The organism is Kutzneria kofuensis, from assembly GCF_014203355.1.
In the GTDB taxonomy this organism is placed as follows: Bacteria; Actinomycetota; Actinomycetes; order Mycobacteriales; family Pseudonocardiaceae; genus Kutzneria; species Kutzneria kofuensis.
This window is the reverse complement of sequence record NZ_JACHIR010000002.1, coordinates 545199-560840: the sequence shown is the minus strand read 5'-3', so window position 1 is coordinate 560840 and position 15642 is coordinate 545199. Positions and strand designations below refer to the sequence as shown.

The 15642-nt window shown below is 70.2% G+C and carries 18 protein-coding genes; 3 read left to right on the top strand and 15 right to left on the bottom strand.

The window, feature by feature from the left end; all coding sequences use genetic code 11:
- Nucleotides 1-13 precede the first annotated feature (13 nt).
- The gene (locus BJ998_RS41645) at nucleotides 14-1720 is read left to right on the top strand and encodes a glycoside hydrolase family 15 protein (protein ID WP_312890640.1); all 1707 of its coding nucleotides are present in this window, start codon (nucleotides 14-16) and stop codon (nucleotides 1718-1720) included.
- Between the two features lie 41 nt (nucleotides 1721-1761).
- Here the strand turns inward: BJ998_RS41645 and BJ998_RS41640 are convergent, their stop codons facing one another.
- Entirely contained in the window at nucleotides 1762-4731 is a 2970-nt protein-coding gene (locus BJ998_RS41640) for an FAD-binding and (Fe-S)-binding domain-containing protein (protein ID WP_312890639.1), read from the bottom strand.
- Between the two features lie 82 nt (nucleotides 4732-4813).
- Between BJ998_RS41640 and BJ998_RS41635 the strand changes: the two genes are divergently transcribed.
- Nucleotides 4814-4960, top strand: coding sequence for a hypothetical protein (locus BJ998_RS41635; RefSeq protein WP_184869632.1), 147 nt, complete (start codon nucleotides 4814-4816; stop codon nucleotides 4958-4960).
- A 135-nt stretch (nucleotides 4961-5095) separates the two neighbouring features.
- Nucleotides 5096-5737 carry a putative universal stress family protein gene (locus tag BJ998_RS41630; RefSeq protein WP_184869631.1) on the top strand — a complete coding sequence of 214 codons (642 nt, stop codon included), beginning with the start codon at nucleotides 5096-5098 and terminating at the stop codon, nucleotides 5735-5737.
- On the opposite strand, the gene BJ998_RS41625 is transcribed toward BJ998_RS41630, so the two are convergent.
- The 14 genes from BJ998_RS41625 to BJ998_RS41560 all read right to left on the bottom strand — a co-directional run bounded on the left by BJ998_RS41625 (nucleotide 5734) and on the right by BJ998_RS41560 (nucleotide 15582).
- Nucleotides 5734-6708, bottom strand: coding sequence for a TIGR03557 family F420-dependent LLM class oxidoreductase (locus BJ998_RS41625; protein ID WP_184869630.1), 975 nt, complete (start codon nucleotides 6706-6708; stop codon nucleotides 5734-5736). The genes BJ998_RS41630 and BJ998_RS41625 overlap by 4 nt on opposite strands.
- Before the next feature lie 42 nt (nucleotides 6709-6750).
- On the bottom strand, nucleotides 6751-7341 hold the full coding sequence (locus BJ998_RS41620; RefSeq protein WP_184869629.1) for an endonuclease: 591 nt from the start codon (nucleotides 7339-7341) through the stop codon (nucleotides 6751-6753).
- 8 nt (nucleotides 7342-7349) lie between these two features.
- Entirely contained in the window at nucleotides 7350-7757 is a 408-nt protein-coding gene (locus tag BJ998_RS41615) for a VOC family protein (protein ID WP_184869628.1), read from the bottom strand.
- Between the two features lie 248 nt (nucleotides 7758-8005).
- Complete coding sequence (locus tag BJ998_RS41610; protein ID WP_184869627.1) at nucleotides 8006-8572, bottom strand: HNH endonuclease signature motif containing protein; 567 nt, start codon at nucleotides 8570-8572, stop codon at nucleotides 8006-8008.
- A 32-nt stretch (nucleotides 8573-8604) separates the two neighbouring features.
- Complete coding sequence (locus BJ998_RS41605) at nucleotides 8605-9147, bottom strand: DUF222 domain-containing protein (RefSeq protein WP_184869626.1); 543 nt, start codon at nucleotides 9145-9147, stop codon at nucleotides 8605-8607.
- A gap of 324 nt (nucleotides 9148-9471) precedes the next feature.
- The gene (locus BJ998_RS41600) at nucleotides 9472-10563 is read right to left on the bottom strand and encodes an Rv2629 family ribosome hibernation factor (protein WP_184869625.1); all 1092 of its coding nucleotides are present in this window, start codon (nucleotides 10561-10563) and stop codon (nucleotides 9472-9474) included.
- Nucleotides 10541-11560, bottom strand: coding sequence for an SDR family oxidoreductase (locus BJ998_RS41595; RefSeq protein WP_184869624.1), 1020 nt, complete (start codon nucleotides 11558-11560; stop codon nucleotides 10541-10543). Before BJ998_RS41595 ends, BJ998_RS41600 begins: the two co-directional genes overlap by 23 nt.
- Nucleotides 11561-11595: 35 nt before the next feature.
- Nucleotides 11596-13392, bottom strand: coding sequence for a complex I subunit 5 family protein (locus BJ998_RS41590; RefSeq protein WP_312890638.1), 1797 nt, complete (start codon nucleotides 13390-13392; stop codon nucleotides 11596-11598).
- On the bottom strand, nucleotides 13389-13724 hold the full coding sequence (locus BJ998_RS41585; RefSeq protein ID WP_184869623.1) for a sodium:proton antiporter: 336 nt from the start codon (nucleotides 13722-13724) through the stop codon (nucleotides 13389-13391). Before BJ998_RS41585 ends, BJ998_RS41590 begins: the two co-directional genes overlap by 4 nt.
- Nucleotides 13721-14452: an MnhB domain-containing protein gene (locus BJ998_RS41580; protein WP_184869622.1), complete on the bottom strand. Its 732-nt coding sequence runs from the start codon at nucleotides 14450-14452 to the stop codon at nucleotides 13721-13723. Before BJ998_RS41580 ends, BJ998_RS41585 begins: the two co-directional genes overlap by 4 nt.
- Complete coding sequence (locus tag BJ998_RS41575; protein ID WP_184869621.1) at nucleotides 14449-14688, bottom strand: DUF4040 domain-containing protein; 240 nt, start codon at nucleotides 14686-14688, stop codon at nucleotides 14449-14451. Before BJ998_RS41575 ends, BJ998_RS41580 begins: the two co-directional genes overlap by 4 nt.
- Nucleotides 14685-14966, bottom strand: a complete 282-nt coding sequence (locus BJ998_RS41570; protein ID WP_184869620.1) for a monovalent cation/H(+) antiporter subunit G — start codon at nucleotides 14964-14966, stop codon at nucleotides 14685-14687. Before BJ998_RS41570 ends, BJ998_RS41575 begins: the two co-directional genes overlap by 4 nt.
- Nucleotides 14963-15217 carry a monovalent cation/H+ antiporter complex subunit F gene (locus tag BJ998_RS41565; RefSeq protein ID WP_184869619.1) on the bottom strand — a complete coding sequence of 85 codons (255 nt, stop codon included), beginning with the start codon at nucleotides 15215-15217 and terminating at the stop codon, nucleotides 14963-14965. The genes BJ998_RS41570 and BJ998_RS41565 overlap by 4 nt, the downstream gene beginning before the upstream one ends.
- Nucleotides 15214-15582: a hypothetical protein gene (locus BJ998_RS41560; protein ID WP_184869618.1), complete on the bottom strand. Its 369-nt coding sequence runs from the start codon at nucleotides 15580-15582 to the stop codon at nucleotides 15214-15216. Before BJ998_RS41560 ends, BJ998_RS41565 begins: the two co-directional genes overlap by 4 nt.
- Nucleotides 15583-15642 lie beyond the last annotated feature (60 nt).

Sequence of the window (15642 nt, the reverse complement as noted above, 5' to 3'; positions counted from 1 at the left end):
GTATCCGTCTGGTGTGGACGGACTGGACTGCATACCGCACGTCCTGCGGGAGTACGCGCTGGTCGCGGACGGCGAACGCGGCGCATTGATCGACCCGCAGGGCTGCGTGGCGTGGATGTGCGCGCCGAGGTGGCACGACGACGCCGTGTTCGGCGCGCTGATCGGCGGGGGCGGCTACTACCAGGTGGTGCCGGCGGACCCGTGGCACGTGTGGGGCGGCTACTACGAGCCCGGCACGCTGATCTGGCACAGCCGGTGGAGCACGCAAGGCACCATCGTGGAATGCCGGGAGGCGCTTGCCCTCCCGGCCGATCCGCACCGAGCGGTGCTGTTGCGGAGGATCCTCGCCGACGACGATCCCGTCGAGCTGCTCGTGCGCTGCAAACCCGGGGCCGACTTCGGCCGGGCCGAGGTGCGCGACGTCGAGCGGAACGGCGACGTGTGGACCATGCGTACGGGTCCACTGTGGATCCGATGGACTGGCGCGGTCGACGGGCGCGTCCGGGTGGAAGCCGGGCGGCACCACGACTTCGTGCTGGAAGTCTCCGACCGGCCGTTCGACGGGCCGCCGCCGGATCCCGGGTTGTGCTGGCAGGAAACCGAGCACGGGTGGCGCGAGGCGGTTCCGGACTGCCTCGACACGCTCGTGCCCGATGACGCCAGGCACGCCTACTCAGTCCTGACCGGACTGACGTCCGGCACCGGCGGAATGGTCGCCGCCGCCACGACTTCGTTGCCGGAACGGGCAAAGCTCGGCGGCGACTACGACTACCGGTACGCGTGGATCCGCGACCAGTGCTACGTGGGCCAGGCCGTCGCCACCCATCAGCCGCACCGTCTCATGGACGACGCCGTCCGTTTCGTCGCCGAACGGCTGATCGAGCACGGGCCCGACCTCAAGCCGGCGTACACCGTCACCGGCGGGCAGATCCCCGACCAGCGTGAACTCGACCTTCCCGGCTATCCCGGCGGCACCGACCGGGTCGGCAACCGCGTGCGGCACCAGTTCCAGCTGGACGCCTTCGGCGAGGCGCTGCTGCTGTTCGGCGCGGCCGCCGAGCACGACCACCTGACGGCCGACGCGGAGCGGGCCATCGACGTCGCCATCGACGCCATCGAGCAGCAGTGGCGCAAGACCGAGGCCGGCGTGTGGGAACTGGAGGACCGGTCCTGGACCCATTCCAACCTGATCTGCGTGGCCGGCCTTCGACGCACCGCCAAGTTCATGATGGCGAACCGGTGCACGGCCCTGGCCGATGCCATCCTGGCCGAGACCGCCCGGACTTCCCTGCATCCGCGTGGCCACTGGCAACGATCCATAGACGACGATTCTGTCGATGCTTCCCTGCTGCTGCCGGCATTGCGCGGTGCGCTGCCCGCCGACGACCCGCGCAGCATCGCCACCGTGCGCGCCGTCCAGGAGGACCTCGGCCGCGACGGCTACGTCTACCGCTTCCGTCACGACGAACGGAAACTCGGCGCCGCCGAAGGGGCTTTCCTCGTGTGCGGCTTCTGGCTCGCCCTCGCCGAACACCAACAGGGCGACGCCATCTCCGCCGCCCGCCGGTTCGAACGCAACCGCGCCTCCTGCGGGCCGCCCGGGCTGTTCACCGAGGAGTACGACGTCGGCCAGCGGCAGCTGCGCGGCAACATCCCGCAAGCTTTTGTGCACGGGATGTTGCTGGAGTGCGCGGCGAGGTTGTCGCGCGGGTGGCAGTGAGCAAAGGAATGGCCCCGGTGAACCGGGGCCATTTCCTTTGCTCAGCGGGAGCGTCGTCGGAACAGCCACGCCAGCGCGGGACCGGCGGCCGCGGCCACCGCCGCGGCCGCAACGGCCGTCCGCGCCGCCCTGCTCGGCGCGGACGGCCGCTCGGGTTGCGGCTGCGTCCCGTGTAGCGCAGCCGCAAGCACTTCGGCAAGGTGCATGGGACGCTGGTTGACGTCGGACTGGTCGATCTGGGTGCGGCAGCTGAAGCCGTCGGCCAGCACGAGGGTGGCCTCGCCGGCCTCCCGCAGCGACGGCAGCAGCTTGTCCTCGGCGCAGGCCATGGACACGTCGTAGTGCTCCTGCTCGAAGCCGAAGTTGCCGGCGAGCCCGCAGCAGCCGGCGTCGAGCACGTCGACGTCGATCCCGTACTGGCGCATGAGTTTCTCGTCGGTGTCGAAGCCGAGCACGGCGTGGTGGTGGCAGTGCGGTTGCGCGACGGCCTGCCGACCGACGGTGGGCGGCCGCCAGTCGGGGGCCTTTTCGGTGAGGATTTCGGCGAGCGTCTTGGTCTGGTGGGCGAGCCGGTGGGCGTCCTGGTCGCCGTGCAGCAGGTGGGGCAGGTCGTCCCGGAACACTGCGGCGCAGCTGGGTTCCAGCACGACGATCGGGGTGCCGTCCCGAAGCTGCGGCTTCAGCGTCTCCAGCGTGCGACGGGCGACCCGCTCGGCGGTGGAGAGCTGGCCGGTGGAGATCCAGGTGAGTCCACAGCAGACAGTCCGATCAGGAGTGATCACCTCGAAGCCGGCGGCCTCCAACACCTGCACGGCGGCCTCGCCGATGGCGGGGTGGAAGTTGTTGGTGAAGGTGTCCGGCCACAGCAGCACCTTGCCGCGGTGCCCGGCGGGGCTGGTCCGGCCGGCCAGCCGCTTCACGAGGCGCTGCCGTGCGAACAAAGGAACCTCACGCTGCCGGGCGATGCCGCCGAGGGCCTTGACCAGCCGCAGGTTGGAAACGGAGTTGACCAGGCTGGGGGCGAAGGCGGCGAGGCGGGCCCACAGCGGCAGCCAGCCCATCGAGTAGTGCGACAGCGGGCGCAGCCGGCCCTCGTAGTGGTGGGAGAGGAACTCCGCCTTGTAGGTAGCCATGTCCACATTGACCGGACAGTCGCTCTTGCATCCCTTGCACGCCAGGCAGAGGTCCAGGGCGTCGTGCACGGCGTCGGAGCGCCAGCCGTCCTGGATCACCTCGCCGTTCAGCATCTCGAACAGCAGCCGGGCCCGGCCGCGGGTGGAGTGCTCCTCCTCGCGGGTCGCCCGGTAGCTCGGGCACATCACGCCGCTCTCGTGCCCACGGCACTTGCCGACGCCGACGCACCGCGCCGCGGCCTTGGCGAAGCGGTTGTCGTCCTCGGGGTAGGCGAAGTGCGTCGTCGGCTCCCACGGGCGGTAGTCGCTGCCCTGCCGGAGGTTCTCGTCCAGCCGGTGCGGGTGCACGACCTTGCCGGGGTTCATCAGGTCGTCGGGGTCGAACAGCGCCTTGAACTTGCCGAACGCCTCGACCAGGCGGGCGCCGAACATCAGCGGCAGCAGCTCGCCCCGGGACTGGCCGTCACCGTGCTCGCCGGACAGCGAGCCGCCGAAGGACACGACGAGTTCGGCGCTTTCCTTGGCGAAGCGGCGATATTTGGCGACGCCGTCGGCCGTTTTGAGATCAAACGGGATACGGGTGTGCACGCAGCCCTGCCCGAAATGCCCGTACAGGGACGCGTTCTCGTACTCGTACCGTTCCAGCAGACTCCGGAATTCGCGGAGGTAGTCGCCCAGCTTCTCGGGCGGAACGGCGGCGTCCTCCCACCCCTCGTGCGTCTCCGGGCCCTGGGGCGGGTAGGCGGTGGCGCCGAGGCCGGCTTCCCTGGCCTGCCAGAGCTCCTCCTCCCGGCTCGGGTCGTCCAGGAAGGAGACGCCGGGGGCGCTGGGCTTGCGGTGCAGGTCGTCGCACAGCGCCTGCGCCTGCCGGTCGACCTCCTCCTGGTCGGTGCCGGCGAACTGCACCATCAGCCAGCCGCTGCCCTTGGGCAGCTGCTTGATGGCCTGCTCGGCCAGGTGCTCGCTGTGCTCCAGCTGGATCAGCTGCTCGTCGACGCCCTCCAGCGCGACCGGCTTGTGCGGCAGGATCGCCGGTACGCAGTCGGCCGCCGCGGTGATGTCGGAGAAGCCCAGCACTACCAGGGTCCGTGCCGGCAGCACGTCGACCAGCTGGATCTCCGCCCGCAGCACCGTCACCAGCGTGCTTTCGCTGCCCACCAGGGCTTTCGCCACGTTGAACCCGTTCTCCGGCAGCAGCGAGTCGAGGTTGTAGCCGGACACGCGACGCGGGATCTTCGGGTACCGGGTGCGGATCTCGGACATGTAGGTGTCGCGGAGCTCGCGCATCCCCCGGTACAGCTCGGCCAGCCGGCCGCCCTCGGCGAGGATCCGCTCGTACGCCTCGTCGTCGGTCTCGCCGACCCAGGCCCGGCAGCCGTCGTGGGTGAGGATCTCCAGCCGTACCACCGAGTCGACCATCTTGCCGTAGGCCTGCGCGGTGGAGCCGCAGGAGTTGTTGCCGATCATGCCGCCGATGGTGCAGCTGACGTGCGTCGACGGCTTCGGGCCGACCATCAGGTTGTGGCTGGCCAGCTGGTCGTTGAGCTCGTCCAGGGCGATGCCCGGCTCGACGATGCAGGTCTTGGCGGCGACGTCCACCGACACCAGTCTCGTGCAGTACTTCGACCAGTCCAGCACCACGGCCTCGTTGCAGCACTGGCCGGCCAGGCTGGTGCCGCCGCCCCGGGACAGCACCGGCACGCCGGCCTCGTGGCACGCCCGGATCGCGCGGACCGCGTCCTCCACGGTCTTGGGCACGACCACCCCGATGGGCACCTGGCGGTAGTTGGAGGCGTCGGTGGAGTAGGTGGCCCTGCTCCCGGCGTCGAACCTGACTTCGCCTTTGACCGTCCTGCTCAGCTCCGCCGCCAGCTCCACGGAACGGGCCTCCTTCGAGGTGTCAAGCGCATGTGAACGGGTACCTAGGGGACAGGATTTCCCTTCAGTTGAGGGAGGAAACATGGCTGACAACACTGTGGCCGACCAGCCCCGACCAGTTCCGGACGATACGGACGTGATGCTGCCCAGAGGCTGGGCCGAGGCGTTCCTGTCGCAGCTCGCCGCCGACGGCGAGGACGAGCCGAACGTGGTGCGCGGCCTGGACTGAGATATATGGTGTGAAACCCCCACCGGCTGGGCATCCAGCGGTGCAACGGTCCACATGGGACCGTCTCACAATCCAGGGGTTCACGTGGTGGCACACGGTGAGCGGCGACGGACCGCTCTGATGATTCCCTCTCAGGTGACGCGCATCCGCCCCGGGCGGGTGACGGTCGGCACGGACGGTTCGTACTGGGGGCGGGCCGCTCTCGGCTGGGCCGCCCGCCACGCGCATCGCGCCGGTCTTGAGCTCGACGTGTTCGAGGCCGACCGGCGGTTCGAGGACCTGCCGGCCGACCTGCCCACCGATATCGGAACCGGCTCCGTGCTCCGACCATATCCGCTGCTCGCGGCCCGGATCCGGAGCAGCGGGGCCGATGCCGCCTCGATGCTGCTGTCCGCCTCGGGGGAGAGCGGACTACTGGTTCTCGGCTGCCGCGGGCAGCACAAGTGCCACCTCGGTGTCGGCCGCAACGCCCTGCGGCTGGCCGGCTCGGCGAAGTGCGACGTCGTCATCGTGCGCGGCCGTCCGCAGGCCGTTCATGGCGAGTTCCGCAAGGTGACGGCCTGGCTCGGCGAAGACGGCGACGACGATGTCGTGGTCGCACGGGCCAAGGAGTTCGCGAAGCTGACGCGGTCCGTGCTGGAAGTCGAGCGCCAGCGGGCCGCCGCGCCGGTTCCGGAGGGGACGGACCTGGTGGTGATCGGCGGGGGAGCGCAGCTCGGGCTGGCCGCCCGAACCGCGCTGCACCACGCCATGTGCCCGGTGTACGTCGTGCGCTAGGCCGGCGTCGCCGCGAGTTCCGGCACCCGGGGCAGCACGTGCTCCGTCCAGAACTCGAAGAACTGGTCCTGGTCGGGCCCGATCTGCTGGACGTAGACCTCGTCGTAGCCGGCGTCGATGTAGGCGCGCAGCTGCTCGACGTACCGATCCGGATCGGGCCCGCAGGGCACCGCCTTCGCGATCATCTCCGGCGTCACCAGCGTGCTGGCCTGCTCGAAGTGCCGCGGGCTCGGCAACACCTGCGCCAGCTCCCCGGGCAGCTGTTCGTTGGGCCACAACCGGTGCGCCGTCGCGACGGCCTCCTGCTCGTCGGGCGCGTAACACACCTTGAAGCCGCCCTGCGTCGGCCGGTCGTCGCCGCCGGATTCGCGGAACGTCTTGACCAGATCGGCGTCCGGCTGCACGCAGACGAAGCCGTCGCCGATCTTGCCGGCCAGGGAGGCGGCCTTGGGGCCGAAGCCGGAGACGTAGATCGGCACCGGCTGCGGCGGACGCGTGAAGATCTCGGCCTGGTCGACCGTGTAGTGCTTGCCCTGGTAGCTGACCGGACCGCCGCGGTGCAGCGCCCGGATCAGCTCCACCGCCTCTTCCAGCATCGACAGCCGGACGTCGGCCGTCGGCCACGGGTCGCCGAAGATGTGCTCGTTGAGGGCTTCCCCGCTGCCGACGCCGAGGATGAACCGTCCCTCGCACTGCACCGCCGCGGTCGCCGCCGCCTGGGCGATGACCGCCGGGTGGATGCGGACCGTCGGGCAGGTCACCGCCGTCGTGATCGGCAGGGTGGTGCGTTCCGAGAGGGCGCCGATGACCGACCACACGAAGGGGCTGTTGCCCTGCTGGCGGTTCCACGGGTGGTAGTGGTCGGAGATCCACAGGCGAGTGAAGCCGGCGCGTTCGGCCAGGGTGGCCTGCCGGACCAGTTCCCGGGGCCCGAACTCCTCGCTGGACAGGAAGTATCCGATGCTCACCATGGTCAGACGGGTACCGCGTAGGGAGGTGGCCAAACCTCGCCATCAGCGACTCAGCGTCGACCTGACCAGGGCCGTGGCCAGGGTGGCCACCTGGTCCGGCTTGACCAGTTCGGCGAGCCGGTGCGGGTCGTCGGGGAGGCCGTGGTGTTTGGCGGCGTCGAGGGCGCGTCGGTCGAAGAAGGGCCGCAGCCGGGGCCAGACGGCCTGGACCTCGCGGCAGAAGATGTCGGCGCCGGTTTCGCCTATTCCCGGGAACTTCTGGACCTCGCGGTGCGGGGAGCGCATGCGGCGCAGGTCGCCGCGCCACGTGTCGAGGAGCAGCTGGGCACCCTCGCCGAGGCGGGTGGCGGTGCTCTCGTCGTAGCGGACGTAGCCGCCGCGGCCGAGGACGTCGACCCGCTCCTGCCAGGTGGCGTCGAGCATGCGCTGAGGGGTGCGGAAGCCGGCGGAGAAGAGTTCCCGGGCGGCGGACACGGCGATGTCGGCGCGGATGCGGGTGGACTGGAGGGTCGCCAGCACCAGGAGCTGGTAGAGAGGCGAGGGTTTGTCGCGAAGGGGGATGCCGGCCTCGTGGGCGAAGGTGGTGCCGAACCGGTCGAGCAGCTGCTTGACGGTGGTTTGGCGGTTGGGCATGGGCGCGGTCACCCCCGGATGTCGGACGGCTCGTCACGGTTGAGGACGCAGAACTCGTTGCCCTCGGGGTCGGTGAGCACCGTCCACGGCTCGTCGTTGCCCTGGCCGATGTCGGCCCGGGCGGCGCCCAGGCCGAGGATGCGCTCCACCTCGAGCCGGTGGCGGCCGGGCGGGGCGGCGATGTCCAGGTGGACCCGGTTCTTGCCGGTCTTCGGCGGGACGTCGGCCACCTGCTCGAACATCACGGCAGGGCCGCGGACGGTGTCCCAGTCGGACGGACCGATCTCGACGAACGCGGTGCCGTCGGTGCTGGTGCCGGTCTGGACCGTCTGGTAGCCGAGGACGGCGCACCAGAACTCGGCCAGGCGGTGCGGGTCGGCACAGTCGATCGTCGTCGCGACGATATGCGTCACCATGACTGTGGGATACCCGTTGTTGGCGATGTTGTAACGGCGTGGCGGGGTTTTGGCGCTCTTGGTGGGCCGATTTTGTGTGGAGCCTCTGGACGATGGCCTACGAGGGGCATTTCCGGGCAGGCTTCGCCTGCCCCTCGCGCGGAGAGCTTAGGCCATCGTCCACCTCCACACAAAATCGGCCCAAGTGCATTGTGGCGGTGATGGGTTGGCGGTAGTCGGTCGCTGTGGAATTGTCAAAGAACCGGGGGTCAGTATTCGAAGGGGCGAGTCGTGTAGTGGCGGCCGGTGGGGGTGGTCCAGTGTGAGGTGCCGTCGGGGTCGCGGGTGACGGTGTAGTTGTCGTGTTTGCGGTGGTGGTGCCAGCGGCAGAGGCCCTGGAGGTTGGCGGGTGTGGTGTGGCCGGCTGGCCAGGGGGTGATGTGGTCGTATTCCTGGATGGGGCTGGCGCAGCCGGGGGCGGTGCAGGTGCCGCCGGCGGACGCGTGGGCGAATTCCTTCATCAGCGCGGTGGGGCGGTAGGTGTCGGTGGTGATGGCGGTGGCGTGGCGGTACTGGTCGAGGAGGATGCCGCGCCAGGGGCCGTGCATGGCCAGCTCGCGGGCGGTGTCGGCTGCGATGGGGCCGTAGCCGGCGAGGTGGCCGGGGTCGTTGGTCAGGCCCATCAGGGTTTCCATGGAGACGGTGACGAAGGTGCGGACGTTCCAGTCGCGCTTGGTCCCCCGGAGGCGGTCCAGCAGGGCATCGGAGCGTTTCTGGTCGGTGGTGCGGTCGTCGGTGGGGAGGGATCGGGCGTCTTTGCAGAGTTGTTGGAACACGAGGTGGGCGTCGGTGGCGGGCAGGATCCAGGTCAGTTGGCCATGCCGTCCGGTAGCGGGGAGAACTCGACTCGGCGGTCCTTGGTGGCCTTGTGGCAGCGGGTTTCGTAGCCGTCGGGGTTGGCGTGGGCGACCAGGGCGGTGGTCTTGCGGCACAGCTGGGTCCGGTTCAACCCAGCGGCCACACCGACCAGCGCATCCTCGACCTCGGCCACCATCTCGGGGGACAGGTGCTGGACCCGTTCCCGCACGGCGTCGAGCCGGCGGAAGTCCAACTCGCCGCGCCGCAACTGCTCGGCCAGGCGGGGCAGCGTCTCCAGCACCACACTGGCTTCTTTCCGCCGGGCCACGGTCTGTTCAGGTTCGGTGAGGGCCATGGCGAGCTCGGTGGGGTCCTCGGTCCGGCGCAGCGCGGCCAGTTCGACCCATTCGCAGGCGGACTTCAGTTTGCGGGCGAGAATGGACACCGTCACCAACTGGTCGGTGTCCAGTCTCGCCCAGTCCACACCCATGATCACATCGAACAGGTCCCCGCTGGGTTCCTGATTCTCTAGTTCACGGGTGCGTTCTTTCATGTGCCCAGAATACTCGCACACATGATCGAACTCGAATCACTAACGGGTGATTGTTTCATGCATAATCGCGCCGACCGCCACCCCGGCGGCGACACCGAAAACCTAAGCGTGGATTTTGTGTGGAGGTGGACGATGGCCTGAGCTCTCCGCGCGAGGGGCAGGCGGAGCCTGCCCCGGAATTGCCCCTCGGAGGCCATCGTCCAGAGGCTCCACACAAAATCCACGCGACCCAACAGATCTGCACGCCCCCAAGTCCGCGCACCAACCAACTCCACGCGACCCGAAACCGCGCCACCCCCGAGACCCAAACCCCCTAACCAACCATCAATACCTCAGCAACGCCCCCACTCCATCCGCCAACTCCACATACCCATCCGGCACCACCAGATTCGCCCCCGACACCGAGGCCGCCGCCGGCAGCACCTCGTCGGCCCGCTGCTTCACCGCATCGCCTTCGACCAGCCCGTCCGCCTTGGTGGCCACCTGCTCCAGTCCACCGGTGGTCCACAGCTGCCGGTCGGCCGGCAGTTTGTCGGTGAGAACCACCGTCTCGGCCCGGGCTTCCCGCAGCGCGGCGGTCACGGCCTCCAGTCCCTGCACCGCCAACCCGCTGTCCCGGCCCAGTTCGGCCGCGAACCTGTCCACCCACGTCTGCTGCGCCGCCCGGGCGTAGTCCTCGACGATGAGCCGGACCTCGGCCTCCAGCGCCGCTTCGTCGACACCGTCGGCCCGGCCTCCGGTCCGGGTCTCCACCAGGATCTCCCGGTGCCGCTTGGGCAACGCCTCCCGCAGGTCGGCGCGCGCCTGCACCTCGGCGGCCACGATGATCAGCTGAGCCTGCAGTTCGTCGGCCAGGTGCGACACGGCCTCGGCGACGGTTCCGGCGTTGTCCCGGGCGGTGTTCTCCACCCGGTGCTGCATCTTCAGGTGCGACCATCCGGTCCCGGCGACCTTGTGCACGGGGAAGTCCTTCCCGTCCACAGTGGCCTTGCCGGCCAGTTCCCCGGACGAGCTGTATCCGCGAAGGTCCGCCCCGATCCGGTCCATGATCACGACGACATAGGGCACCGGCGGCACGTTCTGCGACGCCAGCGGCAGCAGATAGGGCAGCGAGGACCAGCGCACGATCGGCGTCGGCGGCGGCACCGGCAACCACGTGTCGAGCAGCACCCGCCCGGCGGAGGCGATCAACGCCCGCCCGGCCGTGCCGACGGGCTTCGCCCCGGCCAGAACGGCCTGCTCCAGCTCCTCCACGGTCGCGCGGTCCGCGCCCTGGTCCTCGAGCCCGCTACGGATCTCCTGCCACCGCAACTGCAGCGCGTGCTCGGCGTCCTCGGTGTCGTGGCTGGCGTCGAGGTACACCGAGGCGAAGTCGCCGGGTGCGGTGATCAGTTCACGTAGCTCGGTCGTCTCCATGATCTCCCTTTCGATGGCTACGGCGACGCAGCAGCAGCGCGGTGGTCGCGAGGGCGCCGGCGGCCAGGGCGCCGCGGTGCGAGTTCAGCCACCACTGCCGGCTGCGCGGCCGTGCCGTGTCGTCGAACGCGCCGTGCGCACCGTGGTCGAGCTGGCGATCGGCCGCCTCCCACAGGTTCGGCCCCGATCGCGGCGGTGTGCGCTCCACTTGCTGCGCGTCGTATCCCGTACGGGCGAGGTACCGGTCCAGCACGCCGCCGGCCAGCTTCTCGCCGATGATCGTTCCCACGGTCGAGCCGCCGACCCAGTACTCCCGCCGGCGCGGGTGCGCGGCGGCGTGCACGATGGCCCTGGCGGCGACCTCGGGCTGGTAGATCGGCGGCACCGGGCGCGCCGGCAGCGGCAGCCGGGACAGCAGCCAGTCGAACTGCGGCGTGTTGACCGCCGGCAGGTGCACCATCGTCACGTGCACGCCGCTGTGGTCGTGCAACAGTTCGCACCGCAGCGACTCCGTGAAGCCCTTGATGGCGTGCTTGGCCGCGCAGTAGGCGGACTGCAGCGGGATTCCCCGGTGCGCCAGCGCCGAACCGACCTGCACGATCGTGCCCCGGTCCCGCGGCTTCATCCGCTTCAGCGCCGCCAGCGTCCCGTACACGTACCCGAGGTACGTCACCTCGGTGACTCGGCGGTACTCGTCGGCGCTGATCTCGTCGGCCGGGGCGAACACCGAGGTGAACGCGTCGTTGACCCACACGTCGATGGGACCGAACGCCGTCTCCACGGCCGTCGCGGCCTCCTCCACCTGCGCCGCGTCGGCGACGTCGACGGGGATGGGCAGCGGCGTGCCGCCCGCCTGCCGGACCTCCTCGGCCGCCGCGGCGAGGCCCGCCTCACCGCGGGCCAGCAGCGCGACGCGGTCGCCTTGCTCGGCGAACGCCCGTGCCGTCGCGCGGCCCACACCACCAGTGGCACCTGTGATCACAACGACTCGATCCATGACCCCCGGGTACCCAGCGGGCCGCCGAGTATCCGTCAGGTGATCACGAAGAGTGCGCCGACGGCGGCCATGCCCAGCACCAGCCACGCCGCGTAGTCACCGACGTGGCCGGAGTGCAGGCGGTGCACCACGTGCAACGGCGCCTTCAACGCCGCCCGCAGCCGGCCGAGTCCGAAGTGGACGCCGACGAATCCGATTCCCATTGCCAGAGCGGCGCTGAGCAGCCCCAACAACACCCCCGCCCACGTCCACTCCGCCTCGACACCGCCGACAGCCGTGGCGGAAGCGCCGTGCAGGGTCTGGGCCAGCATGCCCGCCCGGTCCAGGAACCGTTGCGCCCCAGCGCCCATCGTCTCCGCCACCGCCGGCACGGCTCCGACGAGCAGGCCACCGGTCATCAACACGGCGATGGCGCCGATCATCGTCGCCGGGATCCGGTCGGGGAAGCGGCCCTCCTGCTCCTCGTCGTCGCCCTTGGTGGTGTCGACGTCGGTGTCCTGCGGCGGCGGCCCCAGGCCGAAGTGGATACGCAGCGACGCCCGCAGCACCGCGCCGCCGGTCGCGGCCGAGACCAGGACGAACAGCGCTGTCAGGGCGACGCTCCCGGTCGACTCCTCGCTGAGCGCCTTGCCCAGCCCGGTGCCGAACGGCGGCAGCCCGGCCAGCGCCAGTGCGCCCAGGGGGAGCAGCCACTTCGTGAGCCGCTCGTCCCGCCCCTCGCAGTACAGGTCGAACTCGTCGACGCTTCGCTTACGAGCCAGCAACACGCCGACCATCAGGAACAACGCGCCCTTCACGCCGGCATGCCCGAACACGTACACGACCGCGCCGGCGACCCCGGACGCCGTCAGCGTCGCCAGGCCAACCAGGAACAATCCCAGGTGCGCGATGGTGGAGTACGCCAGCATCCGCTTGAGGTGCCGTTGCATCAGGCACAACAGCGCCCCGAGCACGGCCGTGACGACGCCGAGCACCACCAATGTCCCGTGCAGCGACGCCACCGACAGCACGCCGCCGAACACGGTTGTCGACACCCGCAGCACGCCGTACAGGCCGAGCGGCGCCATCACGCCGGAGAACAGCACGCACACCGGTGTCGGCGCGACGGCGTGCGCGTCGGCCAGCCAGAAGTGGAACGGCACAACCGCCGCCTTCACCAGCAAACCGGTCAGCACCAACACCAATGCCGCCAGGACGAGGACGTCCATGCCGTGCCGGTCCAGCGCCGCCCCGATCTGCGGCATGCCGAGCTGGCCGGTCCTGGCGTACAGAATTCCGATGCCCGCCAGCGAGAAGTACGCGCCGAGCGAGGTCACCACGCCGAACGTGAAGCCACCCTGTACGGACCGAGGCTCCTCGATCTTGTGGCCGGTCAGCGCGTACGCGGTGGCGCTCATCAACTCCAGGAACACGAACAGGTCGAACAGGTCGGCGGTCAGCGAGAAACCGACCATTCCCGCCATGAACAGCAGGATCAACACGTGCACGTGCGCCTCGGCGTCGTCGAAATAACGCCAGGTGTAGATCAGCGCGCACGCCGTCAACCCACAGGCCAGCAAGGCGAAACCGGCCCCGATCTGGTCGGCGGCCAGCACGATCCCGACGCTCGTGCCTTCTTTCGGTGTCCACCCGCCGACCCACGTCACAACGCGCCCGGAATCCGTCGCCACGACCAGAAACGCCATGGCCACGACCCCGGCCACGGCGGTGACCATGGCGACCGTGTCCACGACGAGCCGAGGCACGAACTTGGCCAGTGCGAGCAACACGCATGCGCCGGCCAGGGGGATCGCGATGCCCAGCGGCGGCAGCCAGCTCGGGTCCACGATCACCCCCGCAACTCGTCGAGCTCGTCGGGATCGACCGTGCCCTGCCGCTTGGCGATCTGGATCACCAACGCCAGCAGCAGCGCCGTCACCGTGGCGGACACCACGATGTCGGTCAGCGTCAGCGCCTGCACCACCGGATCCACCACCGGCCCCGGCGCCCCCTGCACCGGTGCCGAAGCTCCGTATTGAAAGCCGAGGCTGAGCAGCAGAACGTACGTCCCGGACTGGGCGACCGCCACGCACACCACCGTGTGGATGAGGTCGCGGCTGCGCACGACGCCGAAGCAGCCGATCAGCAGCAGCCAGCCCGCGACCAGATACGGCAGCAGAGTCACCGGACCTCCCGCACGGACAGCGCCTGGGCCAGGAATCCCGCCAGCAGCACCACGACCCCGGACGTCACCGCGGCCCCGACGGCCACGTTCAGGAAGAACACCGTTCCGGACGAGAACAGGTCGCCCAGAACGCCGAGAGGCAGGACGTTCGCCAGGAACGCCCCCGTCAGCAGCAGCCCCACGAGCCCCAGCACCACGAACGCCCCGGCGGCCACCGCTTCGGCGAGCTGGTACCACTTCGTCGGCCGCAGCCGCCGCAGCATGCGGTAGCTCCCGGCGACGTACAGCAGGTGCACCCCGGTGGCCAGCACGACGCCGCCCTGGAAACCGCCGCCGGGCGTCAGATGGCCGTGTGTGACGACGTCCGCGCCGACGATCAACGTGACCGGCAGCAGCAGGTAGCCGAGCAGCTTGGTCGCCTCCAGCACCCGGCCCTCGTCGCGGTCCAACTGTTCGCGCTCGTTCTTCGACGGGCGCAGCAGCGCCGCCGCGCCGACCACCGAGCCGAGCAGGATGGTCTCCTCGCCCAACGTGTCGAGCGCCCGTTGGTCGAAGTTCACCGACGACACGATGTTCGGCGACGACCGGCCGATCGCCGCCGGCACGGACAGCTCGCGGTACGGGTGCACGAGCCCGCCGAAGGGCAGCTTCAGCACCGCCAACACGATCAGCGTCCCGACGCCGCCGGCGCCGAGCCAGAAGACGATCCACCGGGCCGACCGGCTCACCGCTTTCCTCCCCGGACCTTCCGCACGGCCAGCAGCACCATCAGCGGCACCACCGCCGAACCGACCGCCACCTGCGACAACGCCACGTCCGGGGCCTGCAGCAGCACGAACAGCAGCGTCAGCAGCACCCCGTACACCGAGAGCGTCACGGCCTGCCGCGCCGGCTCCCGGGTCAACACCACGACCGTCCCGCCCGCCGCGACGAGCAGGAACGCCACCACCAGCAGCGCGGTCACGAGTCCACGATCCCGTCACGCTGCGCGCCGACCCGTCCGACCGCCGCCGTCAGCACCGGGCCCGAAATCCCCAGCACCGCAACCGTCAGCAGCACGATCGCCGTCGTCAGGCCCCAGCCGTTCGCCACCGCCAGCGCGATGCCGATCAGCGGGCCGCCGATGGACGTGACTGGCGTCAGCCAGTGCAGCCGGCGGTAGAAGTCGCGGGCCAGCACGGCGCCGATGGACGACGCCACGACGACGAGGCTGCCTGCCGCCAGCAGCACCCAGGCGATCACGGCTTCGGCCCGAGCAGCCGGGTGTACACGAGCGTGCCGGCGAATCCCAGCAGCACCAGCACGAGCGGCACGATCAGGTAGCTGGACTGGCCGTCGCCCTGGATCATCACCAGCAGCGTCAAGGCCCCGACCGCGGACGCCAGCTCCAGCCCGACGAGTCGATCCACCGGTCCGCCCCGCGCGACGAGCACCAGCGCGGGGACCATGCCGCCGACCAGCAGCGCCAAGGTCGCGATCTCCCAGCCGCTCATTCGTCCCCCAGCGCGTGCACGAGCAGCGAGTCACCGTCGTCGTCCAGCACGACCGCGCCCGGCGACGCCGACACGACCACCGTCTTCACGCCCTTCCGCAGCGAGGACACGGGAATGTGCCGCAGCTCCTTGTGCCGGCTGAACAGCGCCCCACAGCCGCGCACGATCTCCAGCGGCAATGTCCACGCGCGGGCCGGCCGCCAGCGGCCGCCGTAGGCGACCCGCAGCAGCGTCGCGGCGACCACACACGGCACGGCCAGCACCGCGGCGACCAGCAGGTCCTGCCAGTTCACCGTGCTCAGCGTGGTCAGCCAGATGCCGACCAGCACCGCCCACCACACGGCTGACTCGACGGCTCGTGCCATGTCGCCCGGATGCCCCGCGCATGACCTGCCAAAACCGGTTGGGTCCCGGTGACGCGGGTA

Excerpts from the sequence above, each read along its gene's own strand:
- BJ998_RS41615 (WP_184869628.1), bottom strand. The coding sequence starts at position 7,757 with ATGGTGACGCATATCGTCGCGACGACGATCGACTGTGCCGACCCGCAC.
- BJ998_RS41625 (WP_184869630.1), bottom strand. The coding sequence starts at position 6,708 with ATGGTGAGCATCGGATACTTCCTGTCCAGCGAGGAGTTCGGGCCCCGG.
- BJ998_RS41620 (WP_184869629.1), bottom strand. The coding sequence starts at position 7,341 with ATGCCCAACCGCCAAACCACCGTCAAGCAGCTGCTCGACCGGTTCGGC.
- BJ998_RS41600 (WP_184869625.1), bottom strand. The coding sequence starts at position 10,563 with ATGGAGACGACCGAGCTACGTGAACTGATCACCGCACCCGGCGACTTC.
- BJ998_RS41565 (WP_184869619.1), bottom strand. The coding sequence starts at position 15,217 with ATGAGCGGCTGGGAGATCGCGACCTTGGCGCTGCTGGTCGGCGGCATG.
- BJ998_RS41605 (WP_184869626.1), bottom strand. The coding sequence starts at position 9,147 with ATGAAAGAACGCACCCGTGAACTAGAGAATCAGGAACCCAGCGGGGAC.
- BJ998_RS41595 (WP_184869624.1), bottom strand. The coding sequence starts at position 11,560 with ATGGATCGAGTCGTTGTGATCACAGGTGCCACTGGTGGTGTGGGCCGC.
- BJ998_RS41560 (WP_184869618.1), bottom strand. The coding sequence starts at position 15,582 with ATGGCACGAGCCGTCGAGTCAGCCGTGTGGTGGGCGGTGCTGGTCGGC.
- BJ998_RS41635 (WP_184869632.1), top strand. The coding sequence starts at position 4,814 with ATGGCTGACAACACTGTGGCCGACCAGCCCCGACCAGTTCCGGACGAT.